This is a genomic window from Sphingopyxis terrae subsp. terrae NBRC 15098 (assembly GCF_001598815.1).
GTDB lineage: Bacteria > Pseudomonadota > Alphaproteobacteria > Sphingomonadales > Sphingomonadaceae > Sphingopyxis > Sphingopyxis terrae.
The window spans coordinates 84,003-106,250 of sequence record NZ_BCZQ01000019.1 but is presented as its reverse complement, the minus strand read 5'-3'; the positions used below and the strand labels follow the sequence as shown (position 1 = coordinate 106,250).

Here is a 22,248-nt window from a genome sequence, read left to right as displayed (position 1 = left end):
ATTATGGAGCGCGCATGGCCCGCATCCTGATCCTCGCCGCGCTGCCCGAAGAGGCCGATGCCGTCTTTCCCGGCCAAGGCACGGTCGAAGCGGGAGCGTTCGCTCCCCGGTCCCTGTCGGTGCATGGGCATGGCGTGACGATTGCGATCTGCGGTCTTGGCAAGGTCAACGCGGCGCTATGCGCCGGGATGCTTGGCGGCGCGGCCGATCTGCTGGTGATGAGCGGCACCTGCGGCTCGCTCGGCCCCGGACCGGGTGCCTACTGGATCGCCGAGGCGGTGCAGCACGATTATGGCGCGGTCCAGCCCGGTCTGTTCCGCCGCTATCGAGCCGGCGAATGGCCGATCGGCGAAGCGGGCGAGGCGCATTTCGCCGCGATGCCCGACCCCGGCCTGAACTTGCCGCATGCGCGCATCGCGAGCGGCGACAGCTTCGTCGCCTGCCCCGACGCCGCGGCCGGACTGGTGCGCGATCTGGGCGCGACGCTGGTCGATATGGAGGTCGGCGCGGTGGCGCAGGCGGCGATGCGGCTCGGCAAGCCCTGGGCCGCAGTCAAGGCGGTGACCGACGACGCCAACGGCGACAGCGCGGGCGACTTCCATACCAATCTCGTCCGCGCGGCGCGCATCGCGGGGGCGGCGATCGAGCGTCTGGTCGCGCGGGTCAGCGGCTGAGCACACCGATGCAGGCCTGCCGCGCGGCGGGCGGCGAAAGGTCACCGAGCGCGAATTCGCGCACCGTTTCGCGGGCTCGCCCCTGCGGCATATAGCGCAGCGTGCGCTTCGTGCCGCCATCGTCGACATCATAGGCGATCTCGCTCTGGCTGTTGCCGATCTCGCCGCCGCTGCGACCGATCAGCGTCATGCCGTCGCGCATCCCGGCCTGCCATGCCGGGCCGTCCTGGGCGACGCCGGCGATAATGTGGTCGTGCGCGAGCGTCGCGTCGACATCGAAGCCGCGATCGAACACCGGTCGTTCGAATCGGCGCAGCGTGCCGCAGGCGGCGAGCATGTCGGCGGGCAGTACAATCGGTTCGCCGCGATCGATGAAGCGGGCGATGCCTTCGCCGATCGCCGCGTCGCGGCGCTGCGCCTCGGCTCCGAACAGGGTGACGGCATCGCTGCGGGCTGCCGGAGCAGCCGCCTGCATTGCCAGCAGCAGGTCGCGCATCGACGACCCGCCCGGTGCGCGCCGCAGCCGGTCGTCGGCCCAGTGCGCGAAGAGCATCCCGCGCAGATAGGCGAGCCGCTGTGCCTTTTCGTCGGTCCAGAATAGCCCCGCGGCCTCCTTGTTGGGAGCCGCACGCAGGGGCGAGGCATCATATTCGCGCAGCGCGTCGTTGAACTGCGCAAAATATTGTTCGGGCGTCCACACCGCGGCGCGGACCAGCGCCCGCCATGAGGTGAAATCGGTAAAACCTTCCGACAGCCAGAATTGCTCGGCTTCGGGGACTGTTTCGGAAAAGCCGCCGATCCGCACATTGACCCAGCTATGCGCCATTTCATGCGCCATCAGCCGGTCGAGCATTTCAGGCGGCGCGTTGGTCGTCGCAAAAAAGGCGAAGGCATCGCCGCGTCCGGTGCCGCCGATCGAGGTTGCGCCGGGTCCCGGCGGCGCGAAGGGGATGATGGTGACGAGATAGCGCCCGGCGTCGCTGCCCCAATAATCGGACATGGCTGCCGCGACGCGGCGGAAGCTTTGCGTCCAGCCGGCGTCGTCGCGCGTCGCAAAGCTACCGCGCACCGCGAGCCGTGCGCCATGGCCCGCATCGATCAGGCGGAAATCGCCGCCGACGGCGATGCTTTCGGTCAGGCCGTCGAGCGTCAGCCCCGGATGTTCGAGGTCGGACGCAAAGCGCGTCCCGGCCGGCATCCCGCGGACCGAAAAGCTTGCCGGGGTATCGCCATCCAGATGCTCTGGCCGCGCCACCACGGCGTCGCCGATCAGGTGGAACCATGTCGGCTGGATGAGCGGGCGATAGTCGTTGACGACTTCGCCGTCCTGCAATTGCTCGGGCCGGTCGGCGCCACGCACCCGGTAGCGCAGGACGATCGGGGCGCCGGGCGCGTGGCGCAACGCGATCTTGGCGGGGTCGGCCGACGGGGCCAGCATCGCGCCTTCGGCGCGCATGTCGCCCAGATAGGTATACAGCTTGTCGAAGCCGCCCCATTCGTTCGGCAGGTCGATGATGGTGACGCCGCTCGCGGCGCCGCGAAAGCGCAGCGTCACGTCGATCGCGCGGAAACGGCCGTCGGCTGCGACGACCGGCTGATAGGTGAGCGCGAGGCCCGCATCGGGCTCGGCCGCGCCCGACGGTGCTGCTGCGGCGAGGCTGGCGGAAATGGCGGCGATGATAAGGCGGCGGGCGAGGGAGAGACGCATCGATATTCCTTGAGCTGAACGCCCAAGGTGTATCGCCCGAACAATACAGTGTCAAATCGGACGCCCGCGCCTCTCTTGTTGCGCCGCAGCACCGCTTCTGTTAGGGGCGCGGCGTTTAGCGGCGCTCCGGGCGCTGCCCCCTTCCATCAAGGTTCCTACCGCATGTCTTTGCGCAATATTGCGATTATCGCACACGTCGACCATGGCAAGACGACCCTCGTCGACCAGCTTTTCCGCCAGTCGGGCACTTTCCGCGACAACCAGCGTGTCGAGGAAAGAGCTATGGATTCCAATGACTTGGAAAAGGAACGCGGGATCACGATTCTCGCCAAGTGCACCTCGGTCGAGTGGGGCGAAGGCGCCGATGCGACGCGCATCAACATCGTCGACACGCCGGGCCACGCCGACTTCGGCGGCGAGGTCGAGCGGATCCTGTCGATGGTCGACGGCGTCATCCTGCTCGTCGATGCGGCCGAAGGCCCGATGCCGCAGACCAAGTTCGTGACCGGCAAGGCGCTGGCGCTCGGCCTCAAGCCGATCGTCGTCGTCAACAAGATCGACCGCAGCGACGCGCGCGCCGCCGAAGTGCTCGACGAGGTGTTCGAACTGTTCCTGACGCTCGACGCCAATGACGAACAGCTTGATTTCCCGATCCTTTATGCCTCGGGCCGCGGCGGCTATGCCTCCGAAAGCCCCGACGCGCGCGAAGGCACGCTGGAGCCGCTGTTCAAGACGATCGTGTCGCATGTTCCGACGCCCGGCTTGGACGAAGAGGCGCCCTTCACCTTCCTCGCGACGCTGCTCGACCGCGATAATTTCATCGGCCGCATCCTGACTGGCCGCGTCCAGTCGGGCACGGTCAAGGTCAACCAGCCGATCCACGCGCTCGACATGGACGGCAAGGTCATCGAAACCGGCCGCGCGTCGAAGCTGCTGGCGTTCCGCGGGCTCGACCGCGTGCCGGTCGAGGAAGCGCGCGCGGGCGACATCGTCGCGATCGCGGGCCTGACCAACGCGACCGTCGCGAACACGATCGCCGACACGAGCGTCAGCGAGCCGATCGCCGCACAGCCGATCGACCCGCCGACGCTGTCGATGCGCTTCGCCGTCAACGACAGCCCGATGGCGGGCCGCGAAGGCAGCAAGGTGACGAGCCGCATGATCCGCGACCGCCTGTACCGCGAAGCCGAAACCAATGTCGCGATCCGCATCACCGAAAGCGCCGACAAGGACAGCTTCGAAGTCGCGGGCCGCGGCGAGCTTCAGCTCGGCGTGCTCATCGAAACGATGCGCCGCGAAGGCTTCGAACTCGGGATCAGCCGCCCGAAGGTGCTGTACCAGACCGACGAGAACGGCCAGCGCACCGAACCCTATGAAACCGTCGTCATCGACGTCGACGACGAGCATAGCGGCACGGTTGTCGAGAAGATGCAGATCCGCAAGGCCGAGCTGACCGACATGCGCCCGTCGGGCGGTGGCAAGACGCGCATCAGCTTCAGCGGCCCGTCGCGCGGCCTGATCGGCTATCACGGCGAATTCCTGTCCGACACGCGCGGCACCGGGATCATGAACCGCCTGTTCGAGAAATATGGCCCGTACAAGGGCGCGATCGAGGGCCGCAAGAATGGCGTCCTCATCTCGAATGGCGCGGGCGAAGCCGTCGCCTATGCGCTCGGCCCCCTCGAAGAGCGGGGCATCCTGTTCGTCTCGCCCGGCGAGGCGCTCTATGAAGGGATGATCATCGGCGAGAATGCGAAGCCCGACGACCTTGAGGTCAACCCGATGAAGTCGAAGCAGCTCACGAACTTCCGTTCGACGGGCAAGGACGACGCGATCCGCCTGACCCCACCGCGCCGCATGACGCTGGAACAGGCGATCGCCTATATCGACGATGACGAAATGGTCGAAGTGACCCCCGCGAACATCCGCATCCGCAAGGCGATCCTCGACCCGCACGAGCGGAAGAAGGCGTCGCGGAAAAAAGAAGCGGCTTAAGAGACAGACCGGCGGCCCGACAAAGGCCGCCGGTTTTGTTTTTGGCGTTCGCTCTTTCCCGTTCGCGCCTCATTTTCCCGTTCGTGTCGAGCGAAGTCGAGACACCCCGAAGGCACGCGCGAACGATGGGTGTCTCGACTTCGCTCGACACGAACGGTTACAGGTGAGTTTCCCGGTAGCCGAGGACACCCCGTGACCCGCCTGATCCTGTTCAACAAACCCTGGGGCGTGCTGTCGCAGTTCACCGACAAGGGAATGACCGCGCCTGCGGACGGCCCGCGCGCGACCTTGTCCGACTATATCGACGTCCCCGGCGTCTATCCCGCCGGGCGGCTCGATCGCGACAGCGAGGGCCTGTTGATCCTGACCGACGACGGCGCGTTGCAGGCGCGGATTTCGTCGCCGAAGCACAAGATGCCCAAAACCTATCTCGCGCAGGTCGAGGGCGTGCCCGATGACGCCGCGCTGGCGGCACTCGCCCGCGGCGTCACGCTGAACGACGGCCCGACGCGCCCCGCGACCGTCCGCCGCATCGACCCGCCGATGCTCTGGGACCGCGACCCGCCCGTACGGTACCGCAAGAGCGTGCCCGATTCATGGATCGAACTGACGATCACCGAAGGCCGCAACCGCCAGGTGCGACGGATGACGGCGGCGGTCGGGTTTCCGACGCTGCGGCTCGTGCGATGGCGGATCGGGGGGTGGGAGATTGGGGATTTGGGGTTGGGAGAGTGGCGGGAGGTTGGGTAAGAATTTAGCCATCAAACCATAGAAGTGGCTTTGCCATGGGGGCGATCTGGCCGCTTGGCCTAACAGCCCTCTTTGGTAAGCCAAGCTTCGAAGGCAATCAGGTCGTGCGACCAGAACACCTCAACTTGACCCTCCAAGAGGCGTTCAACGTCCTTGAATGCAATCACGCCCTGCAAGAGAGCGGCGGTTCGAACGAAGGAGCCCCAATGATCCTGCCAAGCAGCCGCCTTCTTGAGGACGTCGTTGATGCGTTTTACCGAGTTCGTTTCGTCGTTGGTAACCTTGCATTCCATAGCTAACACCACGGTGCCTGTAAGGCCGCACGCGATATCGACTTCTTGAGGACGCGTTTTGGTTGCAAACTTGGCCTTGTGCAGGAAATGAAGCGGCTTCACGTCTGTCAACTGCGAGATGAGTCCACTGGACTGTTGTCCCCACCCGCGAGCGCTTAAGAGTGTAACGATGGCTGCTTCTTGTTCCATGGACATTCGGCCACGCCGCACCGTGGCCGTGTTCTGTACGCTCAACAGGGGTGTTACTCCCCGCAGCAGGTTTCTAATTTGGGTAGGCCGCGGCTCGTAGCTACCGTCTAGCCAATGAGTTAACGCTCGATCCCGTCCTGCGAGGAACGCGGCGGTTACCGCTGCTGCCGCCGTCGCACTGATGCCTTTGCCTGTAACTTCCGCGCGCTTCGGATAGTCCGTACACAACAAAGCAAACTGATCTTGGCTGATGGGTGGAGCCATGAGGTGCCGGAGGACCGTTAAGTGACGGCCACTTTCGATCAACCCCGTTGGAATATCCCGGAAACAGTCAGTCGCCCTTAGAGCTGCAATCACCTGCCGACGAGCAGCGACATGGGCATTTCGCCAATCTTGCCCAGCCTGCGCTGAAGTGAGACCTTCAACGTAGATCTGTTTTGCGCGGGCTGCTTGCTCGCGGTGATAGTCCCGCAGTTTAGCGTTGACCACTTAATAGGCTGCCGCAACATCGGCGTTGCGCTTCCCTGTGGCTCGCCGGGAGGGGCCATTCCGGTTATCCTCTCTAATCGTGTAAGCGATCGCCGACTGAAGCTCAGGAGGAAGCGGAGCCAAAGCAGCATTGCAAGCGAAGGAGACGCGTTCAGGTTGCCGGCTAAAGGCCTCTGCCAAAGCCAAACCTAATGCCCGTCCCAACTCTGGAGGTACGGCATTCCCAATTAAACGGTATTGCGCCTGCCGATTGCCGACCATCGCCCACTCACTCGGAAAAGTTTGGATTGCGGCGCACTCCCTTGGAGTTAGCCTCCGTAAGCCTAACGCTGGGTCCCGTATCCAATCCTGTTGAGAGCTGGCTGTGACGGTACGAGCAGGCTTTAGCGTGTCGGCGATGAAGGCGCCCTGCTTATATCCCCAATGACCACCGGGGCGAGTAGCTTCCTTTTTGCCTTGGCTTTTTGCGCCGGTACCCGCTGGCAAGTTTGCAAGCTCAAGGGCCATCTTTCCAGTGGGTCGGATGATTTCATCTTCGGAAAGTGGCGACAAACGCGCGAGGCATTCGCCCAGCGTGAGCCAAGGGCGTTCGTTGCCACTCGGCGCATTGGAATGCGTCGGACTGGGGAAGCTGGGCTCATCGCCAGAGCGATACCCGATCAAAATAAGACGCACACGGCGCTGCGGGATTCCGTAGTCGGCGGCGTTGAGTAGAGCGACCTTAGACAGCCATCCGCGATCGTGAAGACTCGCACGAACATAAGCAAGCGCGCTGCCGGGTGTCCCATCCTGTCCCCGAGCAGTTAGCAGTCCGCGAACATTTTCAAATAGCAACCAGCGCGCATCAATCTCTTTGGCCAACCTCAAATATTCATCTACCAACCGCCCGCGCGGATCTGAGAAGCCTTTTTGCAGGCCTCCACTGCTCCACGACTGACAGGGCGGACCACCTGCGAGCAAAGGAACATCGCCTTTCTGAATTCCTAACTCAGATAATATCTTCTCGCCACGCAGATTGCAGACGTCGGCTTGCCTGATGATGGTGTCCGCCAGCGCCTTGCGTCCCTGCCCAAGCGCATAGCCTCGATTATGTTCCAGCGTGGCAATTGCCGCCGTATCGTGGTCTGTCGCAAACAGACATTCCCAGCCTGCCTGTTCCAATCCGAGATCGAGCCCGCCCGCTCCAGAAAATATCGAGATAAATCTACGCATTATCGTTCCTTGGCCACTGGCCATGCCCTTACAACAAGGAGCCTAAGGCATCAATGTCACCGGATCAAGGTCCGTTTGGTCCATTTTGTTTTCTTTTTGTTCTATTCCTGCGGCCTGCAAACCATAGGGCGTGAACGAGGAATTCGGTCCAAATAATACATAGAACAAATCATAAACAAACCTCTTTCCTACATTTCTCCGCCGCGTCATATCCTGTCCGGTTTGGCTAACAGGAGGACGCATCATGCAGAACCGCACCCCAATCGCGAAGGAGGCGCGGCCGCCGCTTCCCGACTTTACGCCGGTGCCGCGCAAGTACCGGCACGACGGGTGGACGCCCGAGCGGCAGCGGGCGTTTATCGCGGCGCTCGCCGATACCGGGTCGGTCAGCCGTGCCGCCGCCATGGTCAATATGGCGCAGGCGAATTGCTATACACTGCGGCGCGCGCCCGGCGCGGAGAGCTTTCGGCGGGCGTGGGAGGCGGCGCTCGATTTCGGGGTCGCGCGGCTGAAGGATATCGCGTTCGAACGCGCGATCGACGGCTATCTGGTGCCCGTCTTTGTCGCGGGCAAGCTGATGGGGTTTCGGCGCAAGCATAATGACGCGCTGCTGATGTTCTGCCTGCGGCACTATGGGCAGGATGCGGGCGGCAAGCGGACGGTGATCAACTATTTTTCGACGCGGGCGAGCGCGGGGGCCGGGTCCTTCGAGACGCCGCTGCGCGGCTCCTCAGGACGAGCGGAGGTCGGGGGCGTCGCGGGAGCGGTGGCCGGGTCCTTCGAGACGCCGCTGCGCGGCTCCTCAGGACGAGCAGAGGTCGGGGACGCCGCGGGCGCGTTGGCCGAGGCTTCGACGACGACGGTGCGGACGGTGATCCACGGTCCCTCGACTTCGCTCGGGACGAACGGGGATGGGGTCGCGGCTCAGGATGACGCCGCGGCGCTGATCGAGGGGTTCGACGGGGTGGCGCTCGACGCGCAGGCGCAGGCCGAGATCGACGCGGCGCTGCTCGCGCTGGCCGAGCGGCAGCGCGCGCTGATCGCCGCCGCCGACGCGGGCGGGGCCGATGCGATCGCGGCGCAGCTGGACGATCCGGGCACCGCGATGGTGTCGCTGCGCGACCATGACGCGCCCTATCACGGGCCGATGCAGATGTTCGACGGGCCGCCGGTCGATGGCGAACCGGCGCAGCGCTTTGCCGGTGAGGCCGACTGGGTCGCGGCGGGCGATACGATCCCCGAAGCCTATCTGGCGTGGATCGAGGCCGAGGAGGCGGCGGGGCGGCCGACGCCGGCGGTGCCGCTGACGCCCGCGGTGCCGCTGACCGGCGCGGTGCCGGCGCAGGCGGCGGACGGGGTGGCCGCGGTAAAGACGCGCCCGTCGTGGCGCAAGGCGCGCAAGGCCCGCGAAGCGCGGGCGGCGGAGGCGGCGGCGCGCGAATGAGGGGCCGCGCTCGCCGCGCCCGCTGATCCGTCCGTGCGGCGGGAGGGGACGCCGCCCATTGCGCTCGCCGATATATTGGCATAGCATATGCCAAAACATGGGAGGGACGGGTGAACGAACGGCCTTATGAGGTGCATGGCGCGCTGGGTTCGCCCTATTCGATGAAGATTCGCGCGGCGATGCGCTATCGCCGCCTGCCGCATATCTGGGTGCATGGCGCCGCGACGCAGGGCGGGGCGCTGGCGCATGTCCGCGCGCCGGTGATCCCGGTAGTGCGCTTTCCCGACGATAGCTGGCACAATGATTCGACCCCGCTCCTCTATCTGCTCGAGGATCGCCATCCGGGCAGCCGGTCGGTGGTGCCGCCCGATCCCGCGCGCGCCTTTCTGGCGCATCTGATCGAGGATTTCGCCGACGAATGGCTGACCAAGGCGATGTTCGGCTATCGCTGGCTGGCCGAGGTCGACCAGCTGCAGATGAGCCGCTGGCTGGCCTTCGACGCGTTCAAGGGCGGCGGGGCGGAACAGCGCGAGCGCTTTGCGGCGAGCTTTCGCGAGCGGCAGGTCGGGCGCATGGCGATCGTCGGCTGCACGCCCGCGAACTTCCCGCTGATCGAAGCGTCGACCCGCGCGGTGCTCGCGGCGCTGGAGACGCATGTCCAGGACCGGCACTGCCTGTTCGGCACGCGGCCGTCGCTCGCCGAGTTCGGCCTGTTCGGCCAATTGTCGCAGCTCGGCGTCGATCCGACGGCACAGGCGATGATGCGCGCCGACTATCCCTTTGCCTATCGCTGGCTTTCGCACATCGACGACATGTCGGGGATCGACGGCGAATGGGACGCGGCCGATGCGCCGCTGTCGCCCGTGGTCGAGGCGCTGCTGGCGGTGGCGGGCGCGGTCTATCTGCCCTTCTTGCGGGCGAATGCGGCGGCACTGGAAAGGGGCGAGGCGATGATGCGTTTCGAGGCGATGGGGCATGGCTATGACCAGGGGGTGTTCAAATATCAGGCGAAATGCCTTGCCGACCTGCGCATGCGCTACGCGGCGCTGAACGACGCGGCGCGCGGCGTGGTCGATCCGCTGCTCGAGCGGACGGGCTGCCTGCCCGCGCTGGTGTCGGCATGAGGCGCGCGCTCGCCGCCGGGGTCGCCGCCGCGCTGGTCGCGGCGCCGCTGGCCGCGCAGACCGCGGCGCCGACCGCGCCCGCATCGCCGCGCCACCCCAATATCGTCATCCTGCTGGCCGACGACTGGGGCTTTTCGGATGTCGGCGCCTTCGGGGCCGAATTCGCGACGCCGAACATCGACGCGCTGGCCCACGCCGGGATGCGCTTTTCCAATTTCCATGTGTCGGGGTCCTGCTCGCCGACGCGCGCGATGCTGCAGACGGGGGTGATGAACCACCGCGCCGGGCTGGGCAATATGCCCGAGACGATCCCCGACGCGCACCGTGGCAAGCCGGGGTACGACACGGTGATGAACCACAGCGTCGTCACGATCGCGGAAATGCTGAAGGCGGCGGGCTATCGCACCTATCTGACCGGCAAATGGCATCTGGGCAGCGATCCGACGCGGCTTCCCGAAGCGCGCGGCTATGATCGCGCCTTCAGCCTGGCCGATGCGGGCGCCGACAATTTCGATCAGGAGCCGATCAAGGGCCTGTATGACAAGGCGAACTGGACCGACAATGGCAAGCCGGGGGTGCTGCCCAAGGATTATTATTCGTCGCGCTTCGTCGTCCAGAAGATGATCGATTATATCGACGCCGACCGCGCGAGCGGAAAGCCGTTTTTCGCGTCGGTCAATTTCCTTGCCAACCATATTCCGGTGCAGGCGCCCGACAGCGATATCGCGCGCTATCAGGCGATGTACCGCGAAGGCTGGACCGCACTGCGCGCCGCACGGGCCAAGCGCGCCGCGGCGCTCGGCATCATGCCCGCGGGCGCGCCGATGGTGACGATGGCGACGACGCCCGACTGGCAAAAGCTGGACGGCGACGAACGCAAGGCGGCGATCCGCGTCATGCAGGCCTATGCCGGGATGGCGACCGCCGCCGACCGCGAGATCGGGCGCCTTGTCGCGCATCTGAAGGCGACGGGCGATTACGACAATACGATCTTCGTCTTTCTGTCGGACAATGGCCCCGAACCGACCAACCCCTATAACCGGCTGCGCAACCGGCTGTTCCTGGGGATGGAGTATGACACCTCGATCGGCAACATCGGCCGCCGCCACAGCTTCAGCGCCATCGGCCCCGGCTGGGCGAGCGCCGCGGCGGCGCCGCTGTCGGGATACAAGTTCAGCGCGACCGAGGGCGGGCTGCGCGTCCCGCTGATCATCGCCTGGCCCGGCCATCCGCAGGTGCGCGCGGGCGCGATCTCGAACGGGCTCGCGCATGTCACCGACATCGTCCCGACGCTGACCGACCTCGCCGGCGTGCCGGGTCACGGCGGCAGCTGGGGCGGGCGGACGGTCGAGCCGATCGCGGGGCGCAGTCTGGTGCCGATGCTGGCGGGCGGCGCAGGCAGCGTTCATGGCGACGCGCCGATCGGGTATGAACTGTCGGGCAATGCCGCGCTGTTCCGGGGCGATTACAAGCTGGTGCGCAATCTGCCGCCGACGGGCGATGGTCAATGGCGGCTGTTCGACATCGCCGGCGATCCCGGCGAAACGCACGATCTGGCCGCCGCGATGCCCGATCGTTTTGCGGCGATGAAGGCCGATTATGCGGCGTTCGCCAAGACCAACCAGGTGCTCGAAATGCCGGCGGGCTACACCGCCGACGAACAGATCAACCTTTATGCGTGGCGGCAACAGGGCCGCAAGCGGGCGATTCAGGCCGGACTGATTCTCGGCGGGGCGATCGTCGCGCTGTCAGCCCTCGTGTGGCTTTTCGTCCGGCGGCGGCGGGCGCGCCGTGTCGATCAGGCGAATGCCGACATGATCGGTACCTAGCGAGCGTTCCTGAAACTGGCGGGCGGCGGCGCGATAGCGCGCGCAATAATTTGCCGCGCACAGAAAGCTGCCGCCCTTGATAACATTGCGGTCGGGGTCGGTCGCGCTTGCCGTCCATTCCCAGACATTGCCGATCAGGTCGTGGACGCCGTGCTTGTCGGCGGGGAAGCAGGCGACGGGCGCGCGGCTCTTGAAGCCGTCGGTGCCGAGGTCGCGGACCGGGAAGACGCCCTGATAATAGTTGGCGGTCGGCTTGCCGTTTGCATCGACAGGGACATCGCGCCGCGCGCCGCCGGTTGCGGCGGCAAGCTCCCATTGCGCCTCGTCGGGCAGCGCCTTGCCCTTCCAGCGCGCATAGGCGAGCGCGTCGTCGTAACCGACCTGGACCACCGGATCGCGGTCGCGGCCGGCGATGCCGGTCTTCGGCCCTTCGGGATGCCGCCATTCGGCCCCGACGACCCAGCGCCACCAGTTGGGATTGCCGTCGGTCGGCGCGGTAAACACCGCCGAACCGGGGATCAGCATGTCGGGCGGCGCGCCGGGCAGTTTCGGCGGGTCTTTCTCGGCAAGCGTCTTGTAGCCGGTCGCCTTCACGAATTCGGCGAATTCGGCGTTCGTCACCTCATGCGTCGCCATCCAGAAGCCCTTGACCGAAACCTCGCGCGCCGGTGCCTCTTCGGGCAGCGTCGCGTCGGCGCCCATGGTGAAGGTCGCGCCGGGTATCCAGACATAGTCGCGCGCCGGCATCGGCGGGCAGGTCGGGGTCCGCGCCTCGGCATGCTGTTCGGTCTTTTTGGCGCCGCATGCGGCCAGGGCGCCCAGTGCGGCGAAAGCGATCAGCGCTGCGCTGCGCTTCACCGATCGCCGCCTTGCGGAAGCGCGGCAAGCAGGGCTTCGACCATATGCGCGGTGACGGTCCCCGCTTCTTCGGCCGGCAGGCCCTGGTCGTGCCGCAGCGCGCGCCAGTTCTGGAAGGAGAGGGTGGCACATAGCGCCTCCGCCGCCACCTTGTTCGCAAGGACAGGCGCGGGCAGCAGGCGCATCACCAGTTCGCGCTCGACCGTGATGACGCGGCCATATTCGGCCATCAGAAAGGGCGACTGGTAGCGTTTGATATTGGCGGCGAGCCGGAACGGCAGCATCGCCTCGAACACGCGGACGCGGCGGCGGGCGAGGTCGCGCATGTTCGCACGCCAGTCCTTGTCGAGATAGGGGGCGGTGACGATCGGCATCACCCGTTCGGCGATCGTCGCCGAAATCTCGCTATAGAGCGAATCCATATCGTCGAAATGGCGGAAGACGGTACGAATGCCGATCCCGGCTTCGTCGGCGACGCGCGCCGCGCTGGGCATCAGGTCGCCGCCGGCGATCAGTTCCATCATCGCCTTGACGATGCGCTTGTGGCTCGACCGGCTGCGTTCGCGCCGACCATCGATCCGGGGCGTCACGCTTGCCGGATTCGCCTTTGCCTCGCCCTCCGCTTTCGCCGTTGTCGTCATGTCCTCCCCGCTGGCGCAGCTTGGCGCCGTGGTCAATGCCCGCTTCGAAGCATCTTGCGCCGCGCCCGATATAATGACACATATAGTGCCAATAGTTTCGGGGCAACCGAAGAGTCGGGGGGATGATGGGGGAGCAGGCTTTTCTTGTCGGCGCGATTTGGGCGGGCGCGTTGCTGCTCTGGCTCGCCTTCCTGCTGTTCTACGACGGGTTCCGCCGCCCGCTGACGCGCGCCGAGATCGACGCTTTTCTGGGCACGCTGGGCGATCGCATGGAGGAAACGGGCAACGACAGCGCCCGCCTGCGCGCCTTTCTGGAGGACGACGACGGGCGCGAATTCGTCATGGTCAATCTTGTCCGCACGCGGCCCGGCCAGATCACCGATCCCGCCAGCGGCGAAACGCGCGCGGGCAGCGAATGGCTGCGCCGCTATTCGGACCCCTTCGTGCGCGGGCTGATCGCGCGCGGCGGGCATCCGCTCTATGTCGGCGCCAAGGTCGGCGGCTATATCGACGCGTGGAACACACCCGCCGACCCCGGCTGGTCGCTGGTCGGCACGATGCGATACCGCAGCCGCCGCGACCTGATCCGCATGGCGGCCGATCCGGCCTTTCGCGCCGTGCATCCGAACAAGACGCTGGGGATCGAGACGACCTTCTCTTTCCCGACGCAGCGACAGATCGCCTTTTATGCCAGCCCGCGGGTCACAGTGGGGCTGGGGCTCGCACTCGCTGCGGCGCTTGCGCATATCGCGCTTTTGACATGGGCTTAGAGGGGGCCGGAGGGGACCGATGAAGAAACGCTGGATTGCATTGGGCGTCGTCGCGCTGATCGGCGCGGGCGGCTATTGGGGCTTTCAGGAGAATAAATATCGTCTGCCCGGGATGATCCAGGACTGGCGCGACCCGGTGCAGCCGAACCACGCCGTAGTCTGGCAGCAGGGGCCGGGTGCGGCCCCCGTCACCGCGCCGGGGACCAAGCGTCCGCCCAACATCATCCTGATCGTCGCCGACGATCTGGGCTGGAACGATATCAGCCTGAACGGCGGCGGCGTTGCAGGCGGGATCGTCAAGACGCCCAACATCGACGCGCTGGCACGTCAGGGGCTGAACTTCACCACTGCCTATGCCGCGAACGCCACCTGTTCGCCGTCGCGCGCGGCGATGATGACCGGCCGCTATCCGACGCGCTTCGGTTTCGAATTTACCGCGGTGCCGACCGCCTTTGCCGAGAATCTGGCGCATGGCGGCGGCCTTGGTCCGCTGAAGGCCGTATTCCACAAGGAACTGATCACCGACGATATCCCCGACTATCCCGACATGGGCGTCCCGCCGAGCGAGATCACCATCGCCGAGGCGGTGAAGGCGGCGGGATATCACACCATCCACATCGGCAAATGGCATCTGGGCGAAGCGCCGCGCTTGCAGCCCAATGCGCAGGGTTTCGACGAAAGCCTCGCGATTCTGGCGGGGGGCGCGAAATTCCTGCCCGACGACGATCCCGATACGGTCAACGCCAAGCTGCCGTGGGATCCGATCGACCGTTTCATCTGGGCGAATCTGCGCCATGCCGTAACTTTCAACGGCGGCAAGCGCTTTCATCCCCAGGGGCATATGACCGACTATTTCGCCGCCGAAGCCGAAAAGGCGATCGACGCGAACAAGAACCGGCCCTTCTTCATGTATCTGGCGTTCAATGCGCCGCACACGCCGTTGCAGGCAACGCGCGAGGAATATGACCGGCTGCCGCAGATCAAGGACCACAAGACGCGCGTTTACGGAGCGATGATCGCGCAGCTCGACCGCCGCATCGGCGATGTCATGGCGAAGCTCAAGCAGGCGGGGATCGACGACAATACGCTCGTCATCTTCACCAGCGACAATGGCGGGGCCTGGTACAATGGCATCCCGCACCTCAATGCGCCCTATCGGGGATGGAAGGCGACCTTTTTCGAGGGCGGCATCCGCACCCCCTTCTTCATGCGCTGGCCGGGCCATATCGCGCCGGGGTCTGCCCGTGCCGACGTGACCGGGCATATCGACATCTATTCGACGATCGCCGCCGCGGCGGGGGCGAAGGTGCCGACCGATCGCATCGTCGACAGCCAGAATATCCTGGCCGGGCCGGCGCATCGCCAGGCGATGTACTGGCGTTCGGGCGATTATCGCGTCGTGCGCGCTGGCGACTGGAAATTGCAGGTGACGAAGCGGCCCGAAAAGGTTCGCCTCTATAATCTCGCCGTCGATCCGACCGAACAGCATGACGTGTCGGCGCAGGAGCCGCAGCGCGTCGCGCAGCTTCGCGCGATGATCGAGGCGCAGAACAAGGGGATGGCCAAGCCGATCTGGCCGGGGCTGATCGAGGGGCCGGTGCGGATCGACGTGCCGCTCAACGCGCCGTGGAAGGACGGGCAGGACTATATCTACTGGACCAACTGAACCGTCCGGCCCCGACCGGAGGGAAGGGGTCAGCGTTCGATCTTGGTCACCAATATGACCGACGTCGTCGTGCGTTCGACCCCGTCGAGCAGGCCGATCTCGTCGATCAGCTCGTTGAGCAGGGCGCTGTCCTCCGCCTCCAGCATCGCGATAATGTCATATTCGCCGCTGATCGCGTGGATCGCCTGAACCTGGGTGAAGCCGGCGAGGGCGGCCTCGACCTCGCGATGATAGCGCGGCAGCGTCTTGATCATCATATGGGCGCGGACGCGGCCGGCGGCAAAGGCTTGCCCCAGCCGCACCGTATAGCCCGCGACGATATTATCCTCTTCCAGCCGCGCGAGCCGCGAATAGACCTGGCCGCGCGAGATGCCGAGTTCCTTCGCAAGCTGTGCGATGGTCTGGCGCGCATCGTCGCGCAGCAGGGTGAGCAGGCGATCGTCGATCTCGTCGAGACTGACGGTCATCGGCGCCATCAGTCCGCCCATGCCTCGTCAGCGAAGATCGCCGTCTGTGGTTCCGCCCCGGCCGTCATCCGGCCACGATACATGCCAAGGTCGTTGAGCGCAAAGACCGGGCGGCCGTCGGGGCCCATCGCGATCAGGCCGCCGTCGCCGCCGATCGCACCGACCGCCGCGATGGTCGCCTGCGCCGCGTCGTTCAGGCTTTCGCCCTTCCACGCGACGCGGTCGCAGACCTGCCGCGCCGCGCTTTCGCGGATGAAATATTCGCCCGATCCCGTCGCCGAAACCGCGCATCGGCCGTTGCTGGCATAGGTGCCCGCGCCGATGATCGGCGAATCGCCGATGCGGCCCCAGCGCTTGCCGGTCATGCCGCCGGTCGAGGTTGCGGCGGCGAGATTGCCGTCGGCATCGATCGCAACCGCGCCGACGGTGCCGAACAGATGCGTCGGGTCGAGCGCGGCCTGATGCTTCTTGCGCCAGGCGAGCAACTGCTGCCACCGCTGATCGGTCCGGAACCAGGCGGGATCGACCTGTTCGAGCCCCTGTTCGACCGAGAAGCGGTCGGCGCCGTCGCGCGCCAACAGGACGTGCGGGCTCTTGTCCATCACCGCGCGGGCGAGGTCGATCGGGTGACGGGTGCGCGTGACGCCCGCGACGGCACCGGCCTTGAGCGTGGCGCCGTCCATGATCGCGGAATCGAGCTCGTTGGTGCCCTCGGCGGTGAACACGGCGCCGCGGCCAGCGTTGAACAGCGGATTGTCCTCGAGCACGCGCACCGCCGCCGCGACCGCGTCGAGCGCCGGGCCGCCCTTGTCGAGCACTGCCGATCCGGCACGCAGCGCGGCGTCGAGGCCGGCGCGATAGGCGGCTTCCTTGTCGGGGGTAAGCGAGCCGGGCTTGATGACCCCGGCGCCGCCATGGATCGCGAGCGACCAGCGCGGCACCTCGACCAGTTCGCCCGCGCGCGCGGCGTAGTTGCGCACGAACACGGGGGCATCGACGCGGCCCGAGGGCAGGTGAACAACCGAGCCCGGCCCGACCCCCGTCACCTTGACCCGCGGCGCATCGAGCGGCCTGCGGTCGCTGACGTTGCGCAGCCCCGATCCGTCGACGACCCAGGCATAGCCGTCGGGTGCGGTCGCATAGATGCGCCCCGACCCGTCGGGTTCGACCGCGAGCGCGGCGCTTTCATCGACGCCGAGCCCGATCATCGCGGGCGCGTCGGCAGCGCGTCCGACCTGCGCTTTGGCGACGAAGGCGAAAAGGCGGCCGAGCCGGTCGCGTTCCTTGAAATGCGTATCGGTGACGATGCCCTTGAGCAGCGCCAGGTGCAGGAAATCGCCTTCGATGGTGTTCGCCGGGCCGAGCGGATCGGCGAGCGCTTCGGGGCTCGTGATGCTGCCGTCGTCCATCGCGCCATAGAGTTTTTCGCCCTGCATCGCGAGGCCGGCGCTGGTCCCGGCGAGCGGCTTGCCCGCCGCGACATGCGCGTCGATGATCTCGTTGACCGGCGTGCCGCGCCAGAAGCGCACGTAACGCGACTGATCGCCGCCGGCGATGAAGATGCCGTCGGCCTTGCGCAGCCGGTCGAGGATCTTCTTGTCGGTCGCTTGCGAACGCGCGTGGAAGACGAAGATTTCGACCGACTGGATGCCGCCGATGTCGCGATAGAATTCCTCGCCGATTTCCTTGCCGTAAGACGCGCTGAGGACGACGATGTGGCCCTTGCCGGCCTTGCCGAAGAACCATTTCATCGCGTCGATATTCCGGTCGCCTCCACCCATCAGCAGCAGTCCGCCCAATACCGGACCCGGCGTCGGCGTGTTGAGCGCGCCATAGACATAATGTTCGTAGGGCTGATCCTTCGCCGCCGCCGCAAGCGGTGCGGCGAGAAGGAGCGCGGACAGCAGCACGGCGACCCGTTTGAACAGTCTGATCGGCGGCATCGGCATATCTCCTTCGGCAACTCTGATCGATGGATGTTACATAATCGACACGCAAAATGACAATATGATTCCTGTTTTCGTCATAATGATTGAAATTTTCGGTCCGTTCTGGCTGATAGGGCGCGTCTCGTGACAGGGCATTGGGGGCGCCGATTCGCGCCGCAGACAGGATAGGGGCTTTTCGATGGAACATCTCGGCCGACGGTCGCTTCGCATCATTCTCGGGCTGGGCGTCTGCCTTCCCGCGCTCGCCACGCCGGCGCTGGCGCAGGACGCGTCGGACGAGGGCGCGGTGCAGGAGATCATCGTCACCGGTTCGCGCATTCCCACGATCAAGGATCAGGGGCCGTCGGCGGTCACGACCATCGATTCGGATGCGATCCGCGCCAACGGCTATACCAGCGTCCCCGAACTGCTCGCGGCGATGACGCAGAACAGCGGCGAGACGCAAAGCCCGCAGTCGGGCAGCAGCGCCGACTTCACCCCCGGCGCGCAGCAGGTCGACCTGCGCGGCCTTGGCCCCAACCACACGCTCGTGCTCGTCAACGGCCGCCGCATAGCCGATTTCCCGCTGCCCTATATCGGCCGCAGCAACTTCACCGACATTTCGAACATCCCGGTGGGGCTGATCGACAAGGTCGAGATATTGTCGGGTGCAGCCTCCGCCATCTATGGTTCGGACGCAATTGCGGGCGTCATCAACTTCAAGATGAAGGAAAATCTGGACGGCCTGACCCTCGACTATCGTCATGGCCGCACCCAGCATGGCGGCGGCATGTCGCATCGCTTCACCGCGACCGGCGGCTGGTCGACCGACCGCTTCAGCATCGCGGCCGGGATCGAATATCTCGATCAGCGTCCGCTGTGGGCTTATGATCGTTCGATCCAGGACAGCACCGACGACAGTCCCGGCAGCACGATCGCGCGCCGCACCTTCCTGCGCTAAAGCATTGAAAACGACAGCTATATCGATCCGGGTCCGGCGGCCTGCGCCGGGGTTGCGAACCTCAACGGCGGTTCGACCATCTATACGTCGCGTCCGCGCTACGGCGATTATGATCCGGCACTCGACGATTACGGCCCCGGCTATTACTGCGGCAGCAAGACGTCGATCGGCTACGGGACGATCGTTTCGGGTCGCAAGGGCTTCAACAGCTTCGGCACGATGTCCTACGAGCTGTCGGACAATGCCAAATTGTTCGCCGACTTTCAGTTCGGGATCAGCAAGGTCCGGCTGATGTACGATGTCACGAGCTGGGCGTTCGAAAGCTCGTCGTCGAGTTCGGACAACAGTTTTTACAACGCGTTCGACGATACGATCGACGACTGGTCGCGCCAGTTTGCGCCGGAAGAAACCGGCGGGCTGGAAATGCAGCGCAGCAAGCAGACGACCTACAGCATCACGCCCGGTATCCGCGGCAATTTCGGCAATGCCTGGAATTACGAGGCATCGTTCAATTACAGCCGCTACCAGTCGGTCGTCCGCTGGCCCCAGATCGTCAATTCCAAGGCGATCGCTTTCTTTCTGGGCGAACAGCTGGGGGTCGACGAGGACAGCGGCTATCCGATCTTCAACGCCGATCCCGCGCGGCTCTACACCGCGCTGACGCCAGCCGAATATGACAGCATTTCGGCCGATACGGTCTATCGTCCGTATAGCTGGACCAGCAATTTGCAGGCGACGCTAACCAATGGCGAGCTGTTCCAGCTTCCGGCCGGTCCGGTCGGGGTCGCGGTGGTCGCCGAATATGGCAAGCAGGGCTATAATCTGCGCCCCGATCCGCTGGCGCTCACCGACTATTATTACAGCTGGAAGGACAGCGATGGCGCGGGCAAGCGCAGCCATGCCGCGATCGGCGGCGAAGTGCGCGTGCCGGTGCTCGATTTCGTGACGCTGACGGGTGCCGGCCGTTATGACACCTTCGGCTTTGCCGGCCGCGATGTCGGCAAATTCACCTATAATGGCGGGGTCGAAGTCCGACCGACGAGCAGCCTGCTGCTGCGCGCCGCCTATGGAACCGCCTTCCGCGCGCCCGACCTTCACTATGTCTTTACCGGACCGGGCAATGTGCAGAGCAGCGTCGATGACTATTATCTGTGCGCGGTCGAAGAGCCCGACGAGGATATCGGCGATTGCAGCTATTCGGGGACCGGCGTCGTCGTGAACCGGACCGGCAACCGCAACCTCGACGCCGAAACCGGACGCACGTTGACGGGCGGCATCGTCTTTTCGCCGTCGAGCCGCCTCCATGTTTCGGTCGATTATTTCCGCGTGACGCTCGACAATCAGGTCGACGATCTCAGCATCGATACGCTGGCCCGGACCGAGGCGGATTGCAGCGTGCTGACCGAGGGCGGCACGCCCAAGCTCGATCCCAATTCGCCGACCTGTCAGGACGCCTTCGCGCGCATCACGCGCTTTGCCAGCGGCGGCAATGCGGGGCAGATCTCGTCGATCCGCGTCAATCCGATCAACATTGCGCGCGAAAGGACGAGCGGGATCGATATCGCCTTCCGTGGCAGCCTGCCGACCGGTATCGGCACCTTCACCCTGTCGCTCGCGCACAGCCATGTGTTCAAGCACAGCTTCCAGCAATATCCCGGCGATCCGTTCGTCGACAAGCTCGCGGTCGATAGCGGCTATTATCTGCCGCGCGACAAGTCGAACGGCAGCATTTCATATGAAAATGAGGGTTTTCAGCTGACCTTCTCGGGCACCCGCCTCGGCAAGCTGCCCAATTATGACGAGGATGCCTTCATCAAGGCGAGCTACCTCTTCAACGCGACCATGCAATATGATTTTACCGATCATCTGCGCGGCTCGCTGACGGTGCGCAACCTGTTCGACACGAACCCCGTCAAGGACCCGACCTGGTCGAGCTATCCCTATTACAACACCAGCTGGTTCGACAGCATCGGACGCAGCGTGTTCCTGCAGCTCACCTACAAATTGGGAGGATCGGCGCTCTGACCGGTCGCGGCGGGGCGGGCTTCCGTCCCCGCCGCCCTCCGCTTAGGCGCTTGTGAAACAAGGCGGACGCGCGTTAAGGGGGGCCATGGCTAATGGCACCGGTCCCCTTGGCGGCGGCAATGCGCGCCCGACGATGGCCGACATCGCGCGCGAGCTGGGCGTCGCGAAGATCACCGTTTCGCGCGCGCTTTCGGACAGCCCGACGGTCAAGGAAAGCACGCGCCGGCTGATCCGCGATACCGCCGAACGCATGGGCTACCGGCTCAATATTTCGGCGCGCAATCTGCGGCAGCAGCGCACCCGGACCATCGCCGTCGTCATCGAAATGGCCCCCTCGCACGACCGCCTGATGAGCGAGCCTTATCCGCTCTCGCTGCTCGGCGGGATCATGCAGGAACTGACCGCGGCCGGACAGAATATGGTGCTGACGACGATCGAACTGTTCGCACAGCATCCGCCGTCGGCCGACGGGGTCATCCTGCTGGGGCAGGGTGTGCATGACGACGCCGCCGCGGCGATCGAGGCGACCGGGCTGCCGTATGTGGTCTGGGGCGCGGCGCACGGCCCGCCCGGACGCGTCGTCGTCGGCAGCGACAATCGCGCGGGCGGCCGGCTCGCCGCCGACTATCTGCGCGCGCGCGGGCGCCGCGCGCTGCTGTTCCTTGGTGAAACCCAGCATGGCGAGGTCGAGGATCGGCTTCAGGGCTTTGCCGACGCGCTGAAGGGCAGCGACGCCGCGGTGATCGACCGGATCGCCTGCGCCTTCACCGCCGCAGCGGGGCGCGAGGCGGTCGATCGGCTTCTGGCCGAGGGCACTGCCTTCGACGGCGTCTTCGCGGCGAGCGATGCCATTGCGATGGGCGCGATCGAAGCGTTGCAGGCGCGCGGCCTGTCCGTACCCGGCGACGTATCGGTCGTCGGCTTCGACGATTCCCCCGGCGCAGCGATCGTATCGCCGAAACTCACCACCATCCGGCAGGACTGGGCGGTCGGCGGCGAATTGCTCGCCAAGAAGGTGCTCGATCTCGTAGCGGGCAAGGGCGCCGATTCGCGCGCCATGAACGTGGAACTGGTCGCACGCGAAAGCTGAATCACTGCGCGAATGCGCCGTAGTTCGCGCGACCTTTCCCCTAATGGTATCGATAACTTGACATCGATACCATTTTTGGATCAGAAGACGGCTTCGATGGAGCGCGCGCCGGCCGAGCGTGCGCCGCGGGTGAGG

The 22,248-nt window shown here is 65.5% G+C and carries 18 protein-coding genes; 11 read left to right on the top strand and 7 right to left on the bottom strand.

Features of this window, described 5'->3' with window-relative positions:
• Positions 1-14: 14 nt before the first annotated feature.
• Positions 15-674, top strand: a complete 660-nt coding sequence (locus STE01S_RS12850; RefSeq protein ID WP_062768212.1) for a 5'-methylthioadenosine/S-adenosylhomocysteine nucleosidase family protein — start codon at positions 15-17, stop codon at positions 672-674.
• Here STE01S_RS12850 and STE01S_RS12845 read toward each other — a convergent pair.
• Positions 664-2,382: a M61 family metallopeptidase gene (locus STE01S_RS12845; protein ID WP_062768209.1), complete on the bottom strand. Its 1,719-nt coding sequence runs from the start codon at positions 2,380-2,382 to the stop codon at positions 664-666. The genes STE01S_RS12850 and STE01S_RS12845 overlap by 11 nt on opposite strands.
• 162 nt (positions 2,383-2,544) lie before the next feature.
• Here STE01S_RS12845 and typA point away from each other — a divergent pair, with 162 nt between their 5' ends.
• The gene (typA, locus tag STE01S_RS12840; RefSeq protein ID WP_003050854.1) at positions 2,545-4,377 is read left to right on the top strand and encodes a translational GTPase TypA; all 1,833 of its coding nucleotides are present in this window, start codon (positions 2,545-2,547) and stop codon (positions 4,375-4,377) included.
• 192 nt (positions 4,378-4,569) lie between these two features.
• Entirely contained in the window at positions 4,570-5,127 is a 558-nt protein-coding gene (locus tag STE01S_RS12835) for a pseudouridine synthase (RefSeq protein ID WP_062768206.1), read from the top strand.
• A 59-nt stretch (positions 5,128-5,186) separates the two neighbouring features.
• Here STE01S_RS12835 and STE01S_RS19730 read toward each other — a convergent pair whose 3' ends face one another.
• On the bottom strand, positions 5,187-6,098 hold the full coding sequence (locus STE01S_RS19730; protein ID WP_162928279.1) for a XamI family restriction endonuclease: 912 nt from the start codon (positions 6,096-6,098) through the stop codon (positions 5,187-5,189).
• Positions 6,099-7,310: a DNA cytosine methyltransferase gene (locus STE01S_RS19725; RefSeq protein ID WP_162928278.1), complete on the bottom strand. Its 1,212-nt coding sequence runs from the start codon at positions 7,308-7,310 to the stop codon at positions 6,099-6,101.
• 244 nt (positions 7,311-7,554) lie between these two features.
• Between STE01S_RS19725 and STE01S_RS12820 the strand changes: the two genes are divergently transcribed.
• The 3 genes from STE01S_RS12820 to STE01S_RS12810 all read left to right on the top strand — a co-directional run bounded on the left by STE01S_RS12820 (position 7,555) and on the right by STE01S_RS12810 (position 11,707).
• Entirely contained in the window at positions 7,555-8,754 is a 1,200-nt protein-coding gene (locus STE01S_RS12820; protein WP_062768198.1) for a hypothetical protein, read from the top strand.
• 110 nt (positions 8,755-8,864) lie between these two features.
• Complete coding sequence (locus tag STE01S_RS12815) at positions 8,865-9,878, top strand: glutathione S-transferase N-terminal domain-containing protein (RefSeq protein WP_082813325.1); 1,014 nt, start codon at positions 8,865-8,867, stop codon at positions 9,876-9,878.
• The gene (locus STE01S_RS12810) at positions 9,875-11,707 is read left to right on the top strand and encodes a sulfatase-like hydrolase/transferase (RefSeq protein ID WP_003049385.1); all 1,833 of its coding nucleotides are present in this window, start codon (positions 9,875-9,877) and stop codon (positions 11,705-11,707) included. Before STE01S_RS12815 ends, STE01S_RS12810 begins: the two co-directional genes overlap by 4 nt.
• On the opposite strand, the gene STE01S_RS12805 is transcribed toward STE01S_RS12810, so the two are convergent.
• The gene (locus STE01S_RS12805) at positions 11,627-12,565 is read right to left on the bottom strand and encodes a formylglycine-generating enzyme family protein (protein WP_062768195.1); all 939 of its coding nucleotides are present in this window, start codon (positions 12,563-12,565) and stop codon (positions 11,627-11,629) included. The genes STE01S_RS12810 and STE01S_RS12805 overlap by 81 nt on opposite strands.
• Positions 12,562-13,206 carry a TetR/AcrR family transcriptional regulator gene (locus STE01S_RS12800; protein ID WP_062768192.1) on the bottom strand — a complete coding sequence of 215 codons (645 nt, stop codon included), beginning with the start codon at positions 13,204-13,206 and terminating at the stop codon, positions 12,562-12,564. The genes STE01S_RS12805 and STE01S_RS12800 overlap by 4 nt, the downstream gene beginning before the upstream one ends.
• A gap of 122 nt (positions 13,207-13,328) precedes the next feature.
• Between STE01S_RS12800 and STE01S_RS12795 the strand changes: the two genes are divergently transcribed.
• Positions 13,329-13,976, top strand: coding sequence for a hypothetical protein (locus STE01S_RS12795; RefSeq protein ID WP_058812550.1), 648 nt, complete (start codon positions 13,329-13,331; stop codon positions 13,974-13,976).
• 19 nt (positions 13,977-13,995) lie between these two features.
• A complete protein-coding gene (locus STE01S_RS12790; protein ID WP_003049396.1) occupies positions 13,996-15,642 on the top strand; it encodes a sulfatase-like hydrolase/transferase in 1,647 nt (548 codons plus the stop codon).
• A gap of 29 nt (positions 15,643-15,671) precedes the next feature.
• Here the strand turns inward: STE01S_RS12790 and STE01S_RS12785 are convergent, their stop codons facing one another.
• Both STE01S_RS12785 and STE01S_RS12780 read right to left on the bottom strand, forming a co-directional pair.
• Entirely contained in the window at positions 15,672-16,118 is a 447-nt protein-coding gene (locus tag STE01S_RS12785; protein ID WP_040590524.1) for an Lrp/AsnC family transcriptional regulator, read from the bottom strand.
• A complete protein-coding gene (locus STE01S_RS12780) occupies positions 16,118-18,052 on the bottom strand; it encodes an isoaspartyl peptidase/L-asparaginase (protein ID WP_062768303.1) in 1,935 nt (644 codons plus the stop codon). The genes STE01S_RS12785 and STE01S_RS12780 overlap by 1 nt, the downstream gene beginning before the upstream one ends.
• 184 nt (positions 18,053-18,236) lie before the next feature.
• On the opposite strand from STE01S_RS12780, the gene STE01S_RS20830 reads away from it, so the two are divergent.
• The 3 genes from STE01S_RS20830 to STE01S_RS12770 all read left to right on the top strand — a co-directional run bounded on the left by STE01S_RS20830 (position 18,237) and on the right by STE01S_RS12770 (position 22,113).
• A complete protein-coding gene (locus tag STE01S_RS20830; protein ID WP_255265952.1) occupies positions 18,237-18,998 on the top strand; it encodes a TonB-dependent receptor plug domain-containing protein in 762 nt (253 codons plus the stop codon).
• Between the two features lie 219 nt (positions 18,999-19,217).
• Positions 19,218-21,023 (top strand): TonB-dependent receptor domain-containing protein, encoded by a 1,806-nt coding sequence (locus STE01S_RS20825; RefSeq protein WP_255265951.1) that lies wholly within the window; start codon positions 19,218-19,220, stop codon positions 21,021-21,023.
• A gap of 85 nt (positions 21,024-21,108) precedes the next feature.
• Positions 21,109-22,113 (top strand): LacI family DNA-binding transcriptional regulator, encoded by a 1,005-nt coding sequence (locus STE01S_RS12770; RefSeq protein ID WP_062768190.1) that lies wholly within the window; start codon positions 21,109-21,111, stop codon positions 22,111-22,113.
• Positions 22,114-22,248: the final 135 nt, after the last annotated feature.

What these genes read in the sequence shown, in the direction of transcription:
- STE01S_RS12850 (WP_062768212.1), top strand. Translation starts at nt 15, where the DNA reads ATGGCCCGCATCCTGATCCTCGCCGCGCTGCCCGAAGAGGCCGATGCC.
- STE01S_RS12845 (WP_062768209.1), bottom strand. Translation starts at nt 2,382, where the DNA reads ATGCGTCTCTCCCTCGCCCGCCGCCTTATCATCGCCGCCATTTCCGCC.
- typA (WP_003050854.1), top strand. Translation starts at nt 2,545, where the DNA reads ATGTCTTTGCGCAATATTGCGATTATCGCACACGTCGACCATGGCAAG.
- STE01S_RS19725 (WP_162928278.1), bottom strand. Translation starts at nt 7,310, where the DNA reads ATGCGTAGATTTATCTCGATATTTTCTGGAGCGGGCGGGCTCGATCTC.
- STE01S_RS12820 (WP_062768198.1), top strand. Translation starts at nt 7,555, where the DNA reads ATGCAGAACCGCACCCCAATCGCGAAGGAGGCGCGGCCGCCGCTTCCC.
- STE01S_RS12810 (WP_003049385.1), top strand. Translation starts at nt 9,875, where the DNA reads ATGAGGCGCGCGCTCGCCGCCGGGGTCGCCGCCGCGCTGGTCGCGGCG.
- STE01S_RS12800 (WP_062768192.1), bottom strand. Translation starts at nt 13,206, where the DNA reads ATGACGACAACGGCGAAAGCGGAGGGCGAGGCAAAGGCGAATCCGGCA.
- STE01S_RS12795 (WP_058812550.1), top strand. Translation starts at nt 13,329, where the DNA reads ATGATGGGGGAGCAGGCTTTTCTTGTCGGCGCGATTTGGGCGGGCGCG.
- STE01S_RS12790 (WP_003049396.1), top strand. Translation starts at nt 13,996, where the DNA reads ATGAAGAAACGCTGGATTGCATTGGGCGTCGTCGCGCTGATCGGCGCG.
- STE01S_RS12785 (WP_040590524.1), bottom strand. Translation starts at nt 16,118, where the DNA reads ATGGCGCCGATGACCGTCAGTCTCGACGAGATCGACGATCGCCTGCTC.
- STE01S_RS12780 (WP_062768303.1), bottom strand. Translation starts at nt 18,052, where the DNA reads ATGCCGCCGATCAGACTGTTCAAACGGGTCGCCGTGCTGCTGTCCGCG.
- STE01S_RS20830 (WP_255265952.1), top strand. Translation starts at nt 18,237, where the DNA reads ATGGAACATCTCGGCCGACGGTCGCTTCGCATCATTCTCGGGCTGGGC.
- STE01S_RS20825 (WP_255265951.1), top strand. Translation starts at nt 19,218, where the DNA reads ATGTCCTACGAGCTGTCGGACAATGCCAAATTGTTCGCCGACTTTCAG.
- STE01S_RS12770 (WP_062768190.1), top strand. Translation starts at nt 21,109, where the DNA reads ATGGCTAATGGCACCGGTCCCCTTGGCGGCGGCAATGCGCGCCCGACG.